We start from the raw sequence: 15,995 nt of genomic DNA on the forward strand, positions 1-15,995 counted from the left end.
ATAGGCGCCGAGTTCACCGTCCAAGGCCTTCCAGACCGCATCATAGTTCGGGAAGGCGAAGCCGATGCCGCTGAGCGAGGCGTTCGGAACCAGTGTCGAGAGGATCAGCGGCGAGAGCGTGAAGAACTCGACGCCGCCCGAACGGACCTGGCTCAGCATGTCGGTGTCGGAACCGAGCTGATTGTTCGGGAAGATCTGGATGACGACCCGGCCCTTGGTGTCCTGCTTGATCTTCTCCGCTGCCTCGTTGGCGCGGATATTCATCGGGTGCGCGACGGGCAGGTTGTTGGCGTATTTGTAGGTGAATTCAGCGGTCTGCGCCTCGGCCCTGCCGATATGGAAGGAGCCGATGGTGGCGGCAGCGGCGGTGCCCTGCAGCAGAGTGCGGCGTGAGATGGTCATGAGCGTTTCTCTCCCTGTCGATGTTGCTTTCACGCCGCCGCTGGTTTGCTTCGCGACGACGGGATCTCGGTTATCCTAAATTCTCGCGTTCCGGACCGCAGCCCTGCAACCCTCACTGCGATGGTGGCGACCATGCCGGAGCATCAGAGCACCCAGGTCGACAGGCCGGGCACGACTGCAATGACGACAAGGCCGATCAGCAGCGCGACGAGATAGGGCCAGATCGCGCCCATCGCCTCATCCGGCGAGACATTGCCGATCTTGCAGGCGATGTAGAAGCCGATTCCGATCGGGGGGGTCATCAGGCCGATATTCATCGCCGTGACCACCACCATCGAATAGTGCACATCGTTGATGCCGAGATTCTTGGCGATCGGGAACATCAGCGGCGCCATCAACACGATCGCGGGCAGGCCTTCGAGCACGCAGCCCAGAACCAGGAAGACGACGATCGTCACTGCCATGAAGGTCAGCCAGCCGCCCGGCAGGCCGGCCATGAAAGTGGCGAGGTCGCGCGCGAAGCCGGTCTGGGTCAGGGCCCAGGCCATGGCGAGCGCGGTGCCGAGGATCATCAGGATCGCGCCCGAGAGCGCCGCCGTCTCGACCAGCATCGCGTAGCATTTGCGCAGGCCGATGCCGCCATAGAGGATGATGCCAATGACGAAGGCGTAGAGCACCGCAATGGTCGAGACCTCGGTCGCGGTGGCAATGCCTCCGCCGACCACGCCGCGGATCAGGAAGGGCAGGACGAGAGCCGGACCCGCGACCAGAGCGGTCCGCCCGATCACGGCCATGGGCGCGCGCCGCACGCCCTTCATGTCTTCGCCGATGGCTTTCCAGCGTGCCAGCAGCGCCAGTGCGACGAGGAGCACCATGGCGATGCCGAAGCCGGCATTGAACAAACCGGCGATCGAGACGCCCGCGACCGAGCCGAGCACGATCAGGACGATGCTCGGGGGCACCGTGTCGGCCATGGCCGCGCCGGTCGAGAGCAGGGCGATGAGCTCCTTGGGCTGGTAGCCGCGGCGCTTCATCTCGGGAAAGAGCGCGGGCGCCACCGTTGCCATGTCGGAGACTTTCGAGCCCGAAATGCCCGAGACCAGGAAGAGTGAGCCGAGCAGCACATAGGACATGCCGGCGCGGACATGGCCGAGCATCGAGGCGAGGAAGTCGACAATCGCCTTGCCCATGCCGGTCGCATCGAGAATGCAGCCGAGCAGCACGAAGATCGGCACGGAGAGCAGGATGATGCTCGACATGCCCTCGTCCATGCGTCCGATCATCACGATCATCGGGACATTGGTGCTGAAGGCGAGGAAGGCGAGCGTACCCATACCGAAGCAGAAGGCGATCGGCACGCCGGCAGCGAGGCAGAGTGCCACCGTGACGACGAGGAAGATCAGGATGTTGGTGTAGCCGAGACCCTTGAAGACCGGCATCAACCCCCAGCAGGCGGCGGCGAGCCCGGCCACGAGCGCGACGGCGACGATCAGGTCCGGCAGCCTCGCGGTGCGGATGGCATGGCGAACCGTCAGCACGAACATCATGGTGATGCCGCATGCGATGGCCGACACGCGCCAGCTGTTTGGAATGTTGAGCGCGGCCGAGGTGACGTAGGATTCCTCGATTGTGTAGTCGATCGCCGGGTGGATCATGGCCGCGAGGAAGGCGGCAACCACGACCAGGGCCAGCGTCTGCACGAACTGGCTCATGCGCTCAGGCATCATGCCGATGAAGAGCGTCAGCTTGAGATGCTCGTTGCGATCGATCGCGATCGCAGAGCCGAGCATGGCGAGCCAGAGGAAAGAGATCGAGGCGGCTTCGTCGATCCAGACAATCGGCAGGGAGAAAACATAGCGCGTGGTGACGCCGAGCAGCAGCAGCCCGACGATCAGGAGCAGCAGTGCGGCGCTGATCATCTCGATCGGCCGCATGATCGCCGAGCCAGTGCGGATTGCATCCGTATCCAGCGGGTTCTCTGAAGGAACAATGCTCTCGCTGAGCTGTGCCATGCCCGGGCTCAAGCCTGCGTCCGCACGGCAACGCCGGAGCGTGCGCATGTCGGAACGGAACCGCAGCGGATATCCGCTTCAGTCATGGCGTTGGCCTCCGGCCAGCCGGAATCCCGTGACAACATCTGCCCTTCCTCCCGCGCGCCGATCTTGTGAACGTTCTTGAGGCCCGGCGCGGTCCATACTGTGGATGAATGATCCAGCGGACGTGGCCAAGAATACACGAGCAGGCCTGCGTTGCAATCTATCTGAGCCCGAACTAGGCTGCTGAAAACAACCAAAGGGTCCATATTATGGACTGTCTCTGAGGCCGCAGGATGGAACATTTCGTTGCATCAGCCGGTGATCTCTCGGGTTCGCAGAGTGTCGATCGGGCCTTGCGGCTCCTGGCTTTGATCGGTCGTGAGCCCGCGGGCGGGTTGCCGCTGAGCGATATCGTCATCGAAAGCGGGCTCAACAAGCCGACGGCGCGGCGGCTGCTGCTCGCCCTGATGCGCGCGGGACTCGTCGAGCAGGAGGCTGTGTCGCGGCATTACTGCCTCGGCGAGGAGGCTTTCGTGCTGGGCGTGCTGGCCGCGCGCCGGCACGGGCTGCTCGAACTGGCCATGGAGAGCCTGAGGCGCCTGTCGGAGATCACCATGGATACGAGCTTTCTCTCGATCCGGCGCGARAATTACTCGGTCTGCCTGCATCGGGAGGAAGGAACCTATCCGGTCCGGACCCACGCGCTGCAGACTGGCCAGCAGCACCCGCTCGGGGTCGGCGCCGGCTCGCTGGCCATGCTGGCAGCGCTGCCGGACGGCGAGGTAGAGCGGGTCATGGCGGCGAACGAGAAAGCGCTGCTGACGCAGTATCCCGGTTTTCCGCCTGACGAGATCCGCGCCGATCTGGCGTTGGCCCGCGAGCGTGGTTTTTCGCTCAATCCCGGCCGGCTGGTGGCCAGTTCCTGGGGCGTCGGCATCGCCTTCCGCTATCCGGACGGCCGCGTCGCCGGCGCACTCAGCCTGGCGGCGATCGACAGCCGCATGGTTCCCGCGCGCCAGGTCGAGTTGGCGCGCCATCTTTCGACCGAGGCCGAGAGGATGGAGCGCCTGCTCGCGCAGATGTTCGTCCGCAAGACATCCCAAGGCGGCAGCCCGCAGCAGGGAGCACGCCCAATTACAAAATCGAGGAGCGTCTGACGTGACCGAAGCCCTTGCCAGCCAGGCCGCCCCGCGCGGCGGCGTCGCACCCGTGACGCGCCGCGTGATGAACCTTGCCCATATCGTCACCCAGAATGCGCGCCGCTTCGGCCAGCGCCCTGGCTTCATCTGGGGGGACAGGCAGTGGAAATGGGCCGAGATCGATGCGCAGGTTTCGGCGCTGGCCGCGGCGCTGGCGACGCGAGGCATCGGCAAGGGGGACCGCATCCTGGTTCATTCGAAGAACTGCGAGGCGATGTTCTTCTCGATGTTCGCGGCCTTTCGGCTTGGTGCCGTCTGGGTGCCGACCAATTTCAGGCTGCTGCCGGACGAGGTCGCCTATCTCGCGACGGCGTCCGGTGCGAAGGCCTTCCTGTGCCATGGCGATTTTCCGGAGCATGCTGCGGCGGTCGCCACTGCTGAACCCGCGTTGGGCTTTACCTGGCGTATCGGGGCAGGAGCTTTTGGCGAGGCCGAGGTCGGCGAGATGATCGCGCGCCATGCTGGTGCAAGCGTTGCGAATGCCGCGGTCGAGCGTGATGATCCCTGCTGGTTCTTCTTTACCTCGGGGACCACGGGGCGCTCGAAGGCCGCGGTGCTCACCCATGGCCAGATGGGTTTCGTCGTCACCAATCATCTCTGCGACCTGATGCCGGGAACGACGGAGTCGGATGCATCGCTCGTGGTCGCGCCTCTCTCGCATGGCGCGGGCGTGCACCAGCTCGTCATCTCGGCGCGCGGCGCGCCGACGATCCTGCTGCCGTCGGAGCGTTTCGACGTCGACGAGRCCTATCGCCTGATCGCGCGCCACCGCATCACCAATATCTTCACCGTGCCGACGATCCTGAAGATGCTGGTCGAGCATCCGGCCGTCGACACGCATGACCACTCCTCGCTGCGCTATGTCATCTATGCCGGCGCGCCTATGTATCGCGAGGATCAGAAGGCGGCGCTTGCCAAGCTGGGCAAGGTGATCGTGCAGTATTTCGGGCTCGGTGAGGTCACCGGCAATATCACGGTGCTGCCGCCAGCCCTGCATGATCCCGAGGATGGCCCGAATGCGCGTATCGGGACCTGCGGCTTCGAGCGCACGGGAATGCAGGTCCAGATCCAGGATGATGAGGGGCGTGAGGTCGCGGCAGGGGAGCAGGGCGAAATCTGCGTCGTCGGCCCGGCCGTGTTCGCGGGCTACTACGACAACCCCGAGGCCAATGCGAAATCGTTCCGCGACGGCTGGTTCCGTACGGGTGACCTCGGTCACATGGACGAACAGGGCTTTATCTACATTACCGGGCGCGCGTCCGATATGTACATTTCCGGCGGCTCGAACATCTACCCGCGCGAGATCGAGGAGAAGATCCTGACCCATCCGGCAATCGCGKAGGTGGCCGTGGTCGGCGTGCCCGATCCGGTCTGGGGCGAGATCGGTATCGCCGTCTGCGTCGCATGTTCGGGGGCGCAGGCCAGCGAGGCCGAACTCGCCGAGTTCCTCTCGACCAAGATCGCCCGCTACAAGATGCCGAAGCGCTTCCTGTTCTGGGAGGCGCTGCCGAAGTCGGGTTACGGCAAGGTGCCGAAGCGGCTGGTCAAGGACGAGCTTGAAGCGCGCGGCGAACTCGCCCGGATGCGGGGCGAAAGGTGATGCGGCAGATCATCCAGCCCGGTCCCGCTGCGCCTGAGCGCATTCAATGGATCGAAGCGCATGGCCGACGCTTCAGGATGTCTCTCGCGGCCGGGCTTCCGCTTCTGGAAGCGGTGCGCCGCGGCTTTGCGGCAATGGGCTTCACCAGTGGCGTGGTCACGGTCGATGGGCTCGTCCTAGGACCCTTCGCMTATGTGATGCCGGCGCTGTCGAAGACACCGGAGCATGCCGCCTTCTATAGCGACACGTTTCGGCCTGCCGGCGTGACGCGCGTCGAGACGGGGGCGATGACCTTCGGTATGCGTGATGGAGCGCCCTTCTTCCACTGCCACGCGCTCTGGACGGAAGCGGACGGCAAGGTCAGCGGCGGTCATATCCTGCCGGACGACACCGTGCTCGCGGAAACGGTCACCGTACCGGCGCTGGGCCTCGATGGCGCCGGTTTTGCCGCCGCGCCCGATCCGGAGACGAATTTCAAGCTGTTTGGCCCGGTCGCAGTGCCATTCTCCGGCGCTTCGCGCGAAGGGCGTTATTTCGCCCTGCGTGTGGGCCCGAATGTCGATTTCACCACGGCGCTGGAAGAGTTCTGTGCCGAACGCGGCATCCGGCGTGCCGTCATCCATGGCGGCGTCGGCAGCACCATCGGCGCGCATTTCGAGGATGGCCGGATCGTCGAGAATTTCGCGACCGAAGTCGCGATTCAGGCCGGGGTCATCGAACCCGCGCAGGGGCGACTTGCCGCAGAGATCGATGTGGCGCTGGTCGATTTCACCGGTGCGATGGCGCAGGGCCGTCTGAGACGTGGCGACAATCCGGTGTTGATGACCTTCGAGCTGGTACTCGAGGCCTTGTAGGCGCCCAGAGAGGCAGTCCCACCGAAGCCTTCGGTCGGCACCGAAGTGTTTCCAGGTGTCAGCGCGTATTCGCAGGCGCAGTCTCCCGCCCACCCAGCAAGGGCGGGAGCCAGCCATGAACATAGCTTCGATCAACACAGCGCGCGCCATCGCCGCGGGCGAGGTCATGCGGTTGACGGAAACGGCCGAGACGCCCGGCTTGCTGGTCCGGCGTGCGGCTGGGGCCGGGCCGAGCGTCGTCTACGTTCATGGCGCGACCTTTCCGTCGGCCTTTCTGTTGCATACCGCTTCGACGGGCGTTCCTGGATGGACGACCTGCAGGAGCGCGGCTTCGATGTCTGGAGCTTTGATCTCGCGGGCTATGGCGGCTCGGACAGGCCCGCGAGCTTCCTTGCCCAGGCGCCTGACAATGCGCCATCCGGGCGCGCGCCAGAGGCCGCAAAACAGCTGGCGCGGGTGATCGAGCACGTGCTGGACCTAACCGGACGGGCCCGAGTGTCGCTCATCGCGCATTCCTGGGGCAGCATCGTCGCCGGGCTCCTTGCCTCGCTGCATCCGGAGCGTGTCGAGCGACTGGTCCTGTTCGGGCCCATCGCGCAACGCAAGACCCCAGGCCTCCTTGCGCCGGAGAGCATCGGGGCGTGGCGTCTCGTCTCGGTTGCCGACCAGCTCGCGCGCTTCATCGAGGACGTCCCGCATGGCCACTCCCCGGTCCTGATCGAACCCACGCTCGCAGACTGGGGTCCAGCCTATCTCGCCAGCGATGCGCAAGCCGCAAGCAGAAGGCCTGAACCGGCGGTCAAGATTCCCTCCGGGCCTCGCGCCGATATCGCCTCGGCCTGGTTGGGGCGGCTCGGCTACGACCCGTCTCGCATCACGGCGCCGACCCTGATCGTGCGCGGCGCCTGGGACAGCCTGTGCAGGGAAAGCGATGCGCAATGGATGCGCGGGCGGCTTGGCACGAGCGAAACCCGAGATGTCGTCATTCCCGAGGGCACGCATCTGATGCATCTCGAGCATGCGCGCTCCGGGCTCTTCGAGGCGACGGGGGCCTTCCTCATGAAGAGAGGCTCATGAAGATTTGGCTTTGAATCGCCTCCGCCTGGCTATTCGCCGCCCCGCTTCCTTGCGATCTCCTGGTCCCGCAGATCCTTGCGCCTGATCTTGCCGGTCGGCGTCATCGGCAATTCCGTCACGAACTCGATCTCGCGCGGATACTGGTAGGCSGCGAGGCGCGATTTGACGAAGTCCTGGATCTCGGCGGCGAGCGCCGCCGAGGCGGTGATCTCCGGTTTCGGCAGGACAAAAGCTTTGACCACCTCCGTCCGCAGCGGGTCCGGACTGCCGACCACGGCAACCATCAGCACGGCGGGGTGGCGGATGATGCAATCCTCGATATCGCCGGGGCCAATGCGATAGGAGCCGCTGGAAATGATGTCGTCATCACGGCCCTGGAACCAGAAATAGCCGTCTTCGTCGCAGGCGCCGGTATCGCCGGTGACGAGCCAGTCGCCGAGGAATTTCGCCGTTGTCGCCTCGGGTTGGCGCCAGTATTCCAGCATCATCACGGGGTCAGGTCGCGCGACCGCAATCAGCCCCTGCTCTCCAGCAGGCAGGACCGCGCCCTCTGGCGAGATCACCGCGACGCGATGGCCGGGAACGGCGCGCCCCATCGAGCCAGGCTTGACCGGGAACAGACTGGCGCAGTTGGAGACGATCAGATTGGCTTCGGTCTGGCCGTAGAATTCGTTGACCTCGAAGCCGAAGGTTTCCTTGCTCCAGGCTAGCATATCGGCGCCGAGTGTTTCGCCGCCGGTGCCGATCGAGCGCATCGCATAGGCGAAGCGCTCTCTTGGATTGTGAACCTGCCGCATCAGCTTCAGCGCTGTCGGTGGCAGGAAGGCGTTGCGGATGCTGTGGCGCGCCATCAGGTCGAAGGCTGCCTCGGGATCGAATTTGCGGGCACGCGAGGCCAGCACCGGAACGCCGAAATAGAGGCTCGGCAGCAGAACATCGAGCAATCCGCCGGCCCAGGCCCAGTCCGCCGGCGTCCAGAACAGGTCGCCGGCCTGCGGGAAGAATTCCTGCGGCAATTGCACGCCGGGTAGATGGCCGAGCAGCACACGGTGGGCATGCAGCGCGCCCTTGGGCTTTCCCGTGGTGCCGGAGGTGTAGATGATCAGCGCCGGATCGTCGGGCGTGGTGTCGAGAGGCGTGAAACTGTCGGACGCCTTGTTCAACTCGCTCCAGAAGTCGAGGTGGCCTGCGCCGTCGATCAGGACGATCCGCCTGAGTTCCGGCAGGCTCCCGCGGATCGCCTCGACCTTGGCAATGTTCTCGCCATCGGTGATCAGCGTGCAGGCGCCGCTATGCTGCAGCCGGTGTTCAAGCGCATCCGGTCCGAACTGGGTGAAGAGCGGCAGGGCGATCGCACCCATCTTGTAGATGGCGAGATGGGCCATCGCCGTTTCCGGGCGTTGCGGCAGCAGGATGCCGACGCGCTCACCCGGTTTGACGCCATGGGCACGCAGCATATTGGCGAGCCGGTTCGTGTCGAGCTTGAGCGCGTCGAAACTCATCGTCGCGACGCCGTGCCCCTGGTCTTCATAGATCAGCGCCGGCTTGCCACTGCCGTCCGCGTGGCGGTCGCAGGCTGCGACGCCGATATTGAACCGCTCGGGGATCTGCCAGGCGAACCGCTCAAAGGTCTCGCGATAGCTGGGGMGCCGTTCCAACATCAGCCTTGATCCCCAGTGCGGCGCTTCATCAGCAGCTTGAGATGGCCGGTCTGGATGTGCTCGCCGCGCTGGTTGTGCACCTCGAGGCGCAGGGTGACGATGCCGCGGTCCGGCTTGCGGCTGGGTGTCTTTTCGACGGCTGTGACGACGGCATGGACCGTGTCGCCGACCTTCACCGGCCCGGTAAATGTCCAGTGCAGATCGAGCAGGCCCATGGTGGTGGCATCGATCAGGTTCTGCTGCGACATCAGGCCGATCGCCATGGCGAGCGTCAGGGGGYCGTGGGCGATGCGCTCGCCGAAGGGCGTGCCTGCGCAATACTCGCTGTCGACATGCAGCGGGTTGAAATCGCCGGAAAGGCCGGCGAACAGCGTGATGTCACCCTCGCCGACKGTACGCCCGCGGGTCGTGACGCTGCTGTCGAGGTCAAAGTCCTCGAAATGGAGCCCCATCCGTTCCTCCCGGCTTTTGCTCATTCTAGCGTGCTGGCGCGGGTTGCTGGCAAGGCCGAAGCAGAGCTCATTTGCTCACCGTGGTATTGCACTGTTGGCGACACTCGGTTCTCACTTGCATCGACATCGAGGGGGACGCTCGCTCGGTTCCCGACACCTGGCCTGAGGACGAAACGCCGTGAGCACACCGATCTGGATCGAAGCCGCGATCAACGGCCCCTGGGGCAGGGAGCGTCAGCCCGGCATTCCGATCAGCATCCCCGAGATTGTTGCCGACGGCATTGCGGCGGTCGAGGCCGGGGCGGCCATTGTCCATCTTCATGTCTACGACCTCGTGACCGGCCGCCAGCGCGACGACTGGGAACTCTATGCGCRGGCGATCGAGGGCATCCGCACCAAGGTCGATGCCATCGTCTATCCGACCATCCCGATCGTCGGCTCCGGCTATGCCGGCGATATCGTCGGTTCCGGCCGTTACTGGCATCTGGAGGAGCTGGCGAAGCGCGGCCTGGTCGAGTGGGGCGTGCTCGATCCCGGGTCCTGCAACTGGACGACCTTTGCCGGCATCCCACAAGGCGAGGCAGGCTTCATCTACCAGAACCCCGGCGAGCATATTCGCGAGGGCATGGAGGTGGCGCAGCGCCATAAGGTCCATCCGAGCTATGCCATTTACGAGCCAGGCTTCACACGCCTGGGAGCTGCGCTGGCCAAGGCCTATCCCGGCATGCCGATGCCGATCTACCGGCTGATGTTCTCGGACGCCTTTGCCTGGGGCTTCCCGCCGAAGTCCTATGCGCTCGAGGCCCATCTTGCGCTGCTTGCCGAGGTTGCGCCGCAGGCGCCCGTGATGATCGCGGGGCTGGGCGTGGAACTTGGCAACCTGATCCCGCACGCGGTTGCCCGCGGTGTGCATGTTCGTGCCGGACTGGAAGACGCGCCCTTCGGCGAGACACGGAACAATGCCGCGCTGATCGCGGAAGCTGTCAAACGGGTCGAAGCCGCCGGTGGACGGGTTGTCGGTGCGGCGGATGTCAGGGCCGACCTCGCGGCGCGGGTTGGATAGAAACCAGCGAATCTGGACGGGAGGTGACTGCTGGTCAATCCAGGTTCAAGTGGTGCTGGCCACCTGCGCGGAACGGAGTTTGCAAACGTCGCATTGAGGAAGCTGGGCTCCTCTGGACGGCATCGATGCCGCAGTTGAAGAGCAACGTGTACTGCCCGAAAGGAGGGACGCCATGACCAATCCTGGCGCCAGGACGAGAACGGACTCCGCTTCGAGGATCGTCCAAGCGTCTCCACAAGCCATCTACCGCGCCTTCGTTGACCCCAAGTCGTTGGCGTCCTGGAACCCGCCACGCGGCATGACGGGCGAGATCCTCGCATTCGAACCGCGGGTCAGCGGACGCTATCGCATGGTCCTGACCTATGAGGCATCGCAGCATTCAGGGGCCGGCAAGACCTCGGAGAACACCGACATCGTTCAGGGTCGTTTTCTGGAGCTGATTCCGGACGAGCGGATCGTACAGTCGGTTGAGTTCGTGTCGGAGGATCCGTCTTTCGCGGGTACGATGACGATGTCATGGAGCCTCGCTCCGGTCGGGAGCGGCACAGAGGTCACCATCCTCTGCGAGAACGTGCCCGCGGGCATCCGGCAGGAGGACCACGATGTGGGTTTGAGGTCGACGCTGGCGAACCTTGCGGCCTTCCTCGAGTGAAGGGCGCCGGGCGCGCACGGTACCGTGCTGCGCCGACGGGGCATGATGTAGCATTGGTTCTGCCGTGATCGTGCCCTACATCCTGGGCGCGACCCTGCAGCCAATCCTGTGAGCGACATGTCCGAACGCGACAGCGAAGCCAATCGTTTCTCCGCCCGCGCAGCCCGTTACGCCCGCGTCGGGGCGAATGTCGGTGGGGTCGCGGCACGCATTGCCGGGACGCGGCTGCTCGGACTGGAAGGCCGCAATCTCAGCAATGCCGAGGCGCTGGCCAAGGCGCTGGGTGGGCTGAAGGGGCCGATCATGAAGGTGGCGCAGCTCGTCGCCACCATTCCCGACGTCGTGCCGCCGGAATACGCCGCCGAGCTGCAGAAGCTGCAATCGCAGGCGCCGCCGATGGGGCCGGCCTTCGTCAAGCGCCGCATGATGGCGGAGCTCGGGCCGCAATGGCGCATGCGCTTCGCCGAGTTCGACCTGAAGCCTGCGGCGGCAGCGTCGCTCGGCCAGGTGCACCGGGCGACGACGCATGATGGCGTGCCGGTCGCCTGCAAACTGCAATATCCGGATATGGAATCAGCGGTCGAGGCCGATATCGCCCAGCTCGACATCCTGTTTGCGCTGCATCGACGCATGGATCCGGTGATCGACACCACAGAGATCGCCAAGGAGATCGGCGCGCGGGTGCGAGAGGAACTCGACTACGTCCGCGAGGCGAAACATATCGCGCTTTACCGCGCGATGCTGGCCGAGACGTCGGACGTGCGCGTGCCGACGCTGGAAGCCGGGCTGTCGACCCGCCGGCTCTTGACCATGCACTGGCTCGAGGGTGACCGAATCCTCGACCATAAGCAGGACGGGCAGGAGTCCCGCGATCGGATCTCGACCGCGATGTTCCGTGCCTGGTGGCGCCCCTTCAGCCATCACGGCGTCATTCACGGCGACCCGCATCTCGGAAACTACACGGTGTTCTCGGAGGATGGTGCGCCACAAGGCATCAACCTGCTCGATTATGGCTGCATCCGGATCTTCCCCCCCTCCTTCGTCGGCGGGGTGGTCGATCTCTATCGCGGCCTCCTGGAGAATGACCAGGCGCGCGTGATCCACGCCTATGAGACCTGGGGCTTCAAGGGGCTGACCAAGGAGTTGGTCGACACCCTCAACATCTGGGCGCGTTTCATCTACGGGCCGTTGCTGGAGGACAGGGCCCGGCGCATCGCCGAAGATGTCAGCCCGGCGGAGTATGGCCGCAAGCAGGCCTTCCAGGTGCATCAGGCGCTGAAGAAGCGCGGGCCGGTGACCGTGCCGCGTGAATTCGTCTTCATGGACCGCGCCGCGATCGGCCTCGGCGGCGTCTTCCTGCATCTCGATGCCGAGCTGAATTTCCATCGCCTGTTCGAGCAGGAAATCGAGAATTTCTCGACCGAGCATGTGGCTGACGTTCAGGCGAAGGCACTCGATCGCGCCGGATTGGCCGCTGCGCATTGACGGGGATGTTCGTTCCGGCATCCCCGCTGTTACCAGGGCTTTGCAGAGCAAGCGGTTTCACTGCCTGAAATGCCCCTGAAACAGGCGGCGATGGCGTGTTGACGCGTTGCCAGACCCTTCGCTGGTGCGCTACACGGCAATGAGACCTTTTTATGCGGGAACAGTTTTTATGGCCCACCACGGACACAGCGCAGCCGATGCTCCGCAGATGGATTATCCGGAACACGAGCGGACCTATCGCGGCTTMGTCCACATGGCCGAAGTTACCACTGCAGCCTGCCTTGCCATCGTCGCGGCGCTCGCCGTGGGCGGAACCAAGCATGCCTGGGGTACTGCGGTCGTCGGAACGCTCCTGACCCTCGTCGCCACAGGCGTCGGCATTGCCGCTCCCTCGCTGTCCTGGCGTGCACCGGCGGTTCCGCTGGTTCTGATGCTGCTCGCGCTCCTCCTGATGTAACGCCGGAAAGGCCCCGCCTGCCATGCGCATTGCTGTCCCAGCCGAAACGCAAGGGACGGAAACCCGCGTCGCCGTGACGCCGGAAACCGTCCGCAAGTTCATTGGCCTCGGGGCCGATGTCGCAGTGGAGAAGGGAGCGGGGCTCGCTTCCGGTATTACCGACGCGGACTACCAGGCTGCYGGCGCGACCACCGCCAAGAACGCCAAGGAGGCGCTGAAGGGCGCCGATATCGTTCTCAAGGTGCGCCGCCCGGCCGAGAGCGAACTCGCCGGCCTGCCGGCGGGCGCGCTCGTCGTCGGCATCATGGATCCTTACGGTAACGAGGCCGCAGTCGAAGGCCTTGCGAAGGCCAATGTCGCTGCTTTCGCCATGGAATTCATGCCGCGCATCACCCGTGCGCAGGTGATGGACGTCCTGTCCTCTCAGGCCAATCTCGCCGGCTATCGGGCCGTGATCGACGGCGCCGCCGAGTATGGCCGGGCTCTCCCGATGATGATGACGGCGGCAGGCACGGTTCCCGCGGCGAAGATCTTCATCATGGGCGTCGGCGTCGCCGGCCTGCAGGCAATCGCGACTGCGCGGCGTCTGGGCGCCATCGTCACCGCGACCGACGTGCGCCCCGCCACGAAGGAACAGGTCGAGTCGCTCGGTGCGAAATTCCTCGCCGTCGAGGACGAGGAGTTCAAGCAGGCGCAGACCGCCGGCGGCTACGCCAAGGAAATGTCCGCGGAATACCAGGCAAAGCAGGCCGAGCTCACCGCCGGCCACATCGCCAAGCAGGACATCGTCATCACGACCGCGCTGATCCCGGGCCGCCCGGCGCCGAAGCTGATCACCGCCGCGATGGTCGAAAGCATGAAGGCGGGTTCGGTGATCATCGATCTCGCCGTCGAGCGCGGCGGCAATTGCGAGCTCGCCAAGCCGGGCGAGATCGTGACCACGCCGAATGGCGTCAAGATCGTGGGCCATCTGAATGTGCCCGGGCGTCTGCCTGCGACATCCTCCAGCCTCTACGCCAAGAATCTCTTCGCCTTCGTCGAAACGCTGATCGACAAGGGCGAGAAGAAGCTCGCGGTGAACTGGGACGACGAGCTGGTGAAGGCGACTGCGCTGACCCGGGACGGCGCGGTGGTTCATCCGAATTTCGCGCCGAAGGCCTGAAGCATCGCTAGGGGGAGTGTCCGACCATGGCTAATCCGACACCTGAACAAGCGCTCGAGCAGGCCCGCTCGGCGGCTGCCCTCGCGAAACAGGCTGCAGAACTGGCGGAGCGCTATGCCGAGCAGGCTGCGGCCGCCGCCGGTGCCGCTACCGGCGTGGACCCGACGGTCTATCGGCTTGCGATCTTCGTGCTCGCGGTCTTCGTCGGCTACTATGTCGTCTGGTCGGTGACGCCGGCACTGCACACGCCGCTGATGTCGGTGACCAACGCGATCTCCTCCGTCATCGTCGTCGGCGCGCTGCTCGCCGTTGGCGTGAATGCGGCGCCTGCTCTGGGCGATGGTCCGATCTGGGCCAAGATTTTTGGCTTCGTCGCGCTGGTCCTGGCGTCCGTGAACATCTTTGGYGGCTTCCTCGTCACCGAGCGCATGCTCTCGATGTACAAGAAGAAGGGCTGAGCGCACATGGCCGCTAATCTCTCCGCCCTTCTCTACGTCGTCTCMGGCGTCCTGTTCATCATGGCCCTGCGAGGCCTGTCGCATCCGACAACCTCGCGTCAGGGCAATCTCTACGGCATGGTGGGCATGGGCATCGCCATTGCCACCACCGTGATCTTCTATCCGCCTTCCGGCTTCTCCGGCTGGTTCCTGGTCGTTCTCGGCATCGCTATCGGCGGCGGCATCGGCGCCTACATGGCCCGGCGCGTGCAGATGACCCAGATGCCGCAGCTCGTCGCCTTCTTCCACTCGCTGGTTGGTCTGGCGGCAGTGCTGGTCGCGGCAGCGGCGCTCTACGCGCCGGAGGCCTTCGGCATCGGTCAGGTCGGCAAGATCAAGGGCGCAAGCCTGTTCGAGATGGCGCTGGGCTGCGCCATCGGCGCGATCACCTTCACGGGCTCGATCATCGCCTTCCTGAAACTCGACGGGCGGATGAGCGGCAAACCGATCATGCTGCCGCAGCGCCATGGCATCAATATCGGCCTTGGCATCGCGGTCATCGTGCTGCTGCTGTTCTTCCTGAAGACCGAGAGCCACGTCGCCTTCTGGCTGATCGTGCTCCTCGCCTTCGCGCTCGGCGTGCTGCTGATCGTACCGATCGGTGGCGCGGACATGCCGGTCGTGGTCTCCATGCTCAACTCCTATTCGGGCTGGGCGGCTGCGGGCATCGGTTTCACGCTCGGCAACATGGCGCTGATCATCACCGGTGCGCTGGTCGGCTCTTCCGGTGCGATCCTGTCCTACATCATGTGCAAGGGCATGAACCGGAGCTTCATCTCGGTCATCCTCGGTGGCTTCGGCGGCGAGACCGCTGGCCCTGCCGGTGGCGCCACAGAGGCTCGCCCGGTGAAGCAGGGCTCGGCMGACGATGCGGCCTTCATCATGAAGAATGCCGGCAAGGTCATCATCGTGCCGGGCTACGGCATGGCGGTGGCGCAAGCCCAGCATGCGCTGCGCGAGATGGCCGACGCGCTGAAGAAGGAAGGCGTCGAGGTCAAGTACGCCATCCACCCGGTCGCTGGCCGTATGCCCGGCCACATGAACGTGCTGCTCGCCGAAGCGAACGTGCCCTATGACGAGGTTTTCGAACTCGAGGATATCAACTCCGAGTTCGGCCAGGCGGATGTGGCCTTCGTCATCGGAGCCAATGACGTCACCAACCCTTCGGCCAAGACCGATCCGCAGTCGCCGATCTACGGCATGCCGATCCTTGATGTCGAAAAGGCCAAGACCGTGCTCTTCATCAAGCGCGGCATGGGCTCGGGATATGCCGGCGTCGAGAACGAGTTGTTCTTCATGCCCAACACGATGATGCTGTTCGGGGACGCCAAGAAGGTCACCGACGAGATCGTCAAGGCAATGGCGCACTGAGCCGCCGGACCCACGGCAAGTTGCGAG

The 15,995-nt window shown here is 64.8% G+C and carries 15 protein-coding genes; 11 read left to right on the forward strand and 4 right to left on the reverse strand.

The features are described 5' to 3' along the window. On the reverse strand, nt 1-402 hold a 402-nt coding region (locus AC1DJT_RS10855), incomplete at its 3' end, for a TRAP transporter substrate-binding protein (RefSeq protein ID WP_476834049.1). Between the two features lie 143 nt (nt 403-545). Further along, nucleotides 546-2,414: a TRAP transporter large permease gene (locus AC1DJT_RS10860; RefSeq protein ID WP_441488172.1), complete on the reverse strand. Its 1,869-nt coding sequence runs from the start codon at nt 2,412-2,414 to the stop codon at nt 546-548. 317 nt (nt 2,415-2,731) lie between these two features. On the opposite strand from AC1DJT_RS10860, the gene AC1DJT_RS10865 reads away from it, so the two are divergent. The 4 genes from AC1DJT_RS10865 to AC1DJT_RS10880 all read left to right on the forward strand — a co-directional run bounded on the left by AC1DJT_RS10865 (nt 2,732) and on the right by AC1DJT_RS10880 (nt 7,168). Then, nucleotides 2,732-3,595 carry an IclR family transcriptional regulator gene (locus AC1DJT_RS10865; protein ID WP_441506974.1) on the forward strand — a complete coding sequence of 288 codons (864 nt, stop codon included), beginning with the start codon at nt 2,732-2,734 and terminating at the stop codon, nt 3,593-3,595. 1 nt (nt 3,596) lies between these two features. Continuing rightward, complete coding sequence (locus tag AC1DJT_RS10870; RefSeq protein WP_476834050.1) at nt 3,597-5,237, forward strand: acyl-CoA synthetase; 1,641 nt, start codon at nt 3,597-3,599, stop codon at nt 5,235-5,237. Then, complete coding sequence (locus AC1DJT_RS10875; protein ID WP_441488175.1) at nt 5,237-6,091, forward strand: PCC domain-containing protein; 855 nt, start codon at nt 5,237-5,239, stop codon at nt 6,089-6,091. The genes AC1DJT_RS10870 and AC1DJT_RS10875 overlap by 1 nt, the downstream gene beginning before the upstream one ends. A gap of 306 nt (nt 6,092-6,397) precedes the next feature. Beyond that, on the forward strand, nt 6,398-7,168 hold the full coding sequence (locus AC1DJT_RS10880; protein WP_476769467.1) for an alpha/beta fold hydrolase: 771 nt from the start codon (nt 6,398-6,400) through the stop codon (nt 7,166-7,168). Between the two features lie 29 nt (nt 7,169-7,197). Here AC1DJT_RS10880 and AC1DJT_RS10885 read toward each other — a convergent pair whose 3' ends face one another. Further along, a complete protein-coding gene (locus AC1DJT_RS10885; RefSeq protein WP_476834051.1) occupies nt 7,198-8,829 on the reverse strand; it encodes an acyl-CoA synthetase in 1,632 nt (543 codons plus the stop codon). After that, entirely contained in the window at nt 8,829-9,281 is a 453-nt protein-coding gene (locus AC1DJT_RS10890; protein ID WP_476834052.1) for a MaoC/PaaZ C-terminal domain-containing protein, read from the reverse strand. Before AC1DJT_RS10890 ends, AC1DJT_RS10885 begins: the two co-directional genes overlap by 1 nt. 178 nt (nt 9,282-9,459) lie before the next feature. Between AC1DJT_RS10890 and AC1DJT_RS10895 the strand changes: the two genes are divergently transcribed. The 7 genes from AC1DJT_RS10895 (at nt 9,460) to AC1DJT_RS10925 (ending at nt 15,968) form a co-directional block, all read left to right on the forward strand. Then, nucleotides 9,460-10,344 (forward strand): beta-keto acid cleavage family enzyme, encoded by an 885-nt coding sequence (locus tag AC1DJT_RS10895; protein ID WP_476834053.1) that lies wholly within the window; start codon nt 9,460-9,462, stop codon nt 10,342-10,344. Nucleotides 10,345-10,516: 172 nt separating this feature from the next. Further along, on the forward strand, nt 10,517-10,996 hold the full coding sequence (locus AC1DJT_RS10900) for an SRPBCC family protein (protein WP_476769469.1): 480 nt from the start codon (nt 10,517-10,519) through the stop codon (nt 10,994-10,996). Between the two features lie 117 nt (nt 10,997-11,113). Further along, nucleotides 11,114-12,481 (forward strand): ABC1 kinase family protein, encoded by a 1,368-nt coding sequence (locus AC1DJT_RS10905; protein WP_441506980.1) that lies wholly within the window; start codon nt 11,114-11,116, stop codon nt 12,479-12,481. 169 nt (nt 12,482-12,650) lie between these two features. Further along, on the forward strand, nt 12,651-12,938 hold the full coding sequence (locus AC1DJT_RS10910; RefSeq protein ID WP_476834054.1) for an aa3-type cytochrome c oxidase subunit IV: 288 nt from the start codon (nt 12,651-12,653) through the stop codon (nt 12,936-12,938). 22 nt (nt 12,939-12,960) lie between these two features. After that, nucleotides 12,961-14,100 carry a Re/Si-specific NAD(P)(+) transhydrogenase subunit alpha gene (locus AC1DJT_RS10915; RefSeq protein WP_441506981.1) on the forward strand — a complete coding sequence of 380 codons (1,140 nt, stop codon included), beginning with the start codon at nt 12,961-12,963 and terminating at the stop codon, nt 14,098-14,100. 26 nt (nt 14,101-14,126) lie between these two features. Next, a complete protein-coding gene (locus tag AC1DJT_RS10920; RefSeq protein WP_069879377.1) occupies nt 14,127-14,558 on the forward strand; it encodes an NAD(P) transhydrogenase subunit alpha part 2 in 432 nt (143 codons plus the stop codon). Nucleotides 14,559-14,564: 6 nt separating this feature from the next. Continuing rightward, nucleotides 14,565-15,968 (forward strand): NAD(P)(+) transhydrogenase (Re/Si-specific) subunit beta, encoded by a 1,404-nt coding sequence (locus AC1DJT_RS10925; RefSeq protein WP_441488183.1) that lies wholly within the window; start codon nt 14,565-14,567, stop codon nt 15,966-15,968. Nucleotides 15,969-15,995 lie beyond the last annotated feature (27 nt).

The organism is Allobosea sp. 05T422_2, assembly GCF_056396265.1.

Bases quoted from the DNA above. Each gene is read 5' to 3' on its own strand.
- AC1DJT_RS10900 (WP_476769469.1), top strand. From the start codon at position 10,517: ATGACCAATCCTGGCGCCAGGACGAGAACGGACTCCGCTTCGAGGATC.
- AC1DJT_RS10860 (WP_441488172.1), bottom strand. From the start codon at position 2,414: ATGGCACAGCTCAGCGAGAGCATTGTTCCTTCAGAGAACCCGCTGGAT.
- AC1DJT_RS10880 (WP_476769467.1), top strand. From the start codon at position 6,398: ATGGACGACCTGCAGGAGCGCGGCTTCGATGTCTGGAGCTTTGATCTC.
- AC1DJT_RS10905 (WP_441506980.1), top strand. From the start codon at position 11,114: ATGTCCGAACGCGACAGCGAAGCCAATCGTTTCTCCGCCCGCGCAGCC.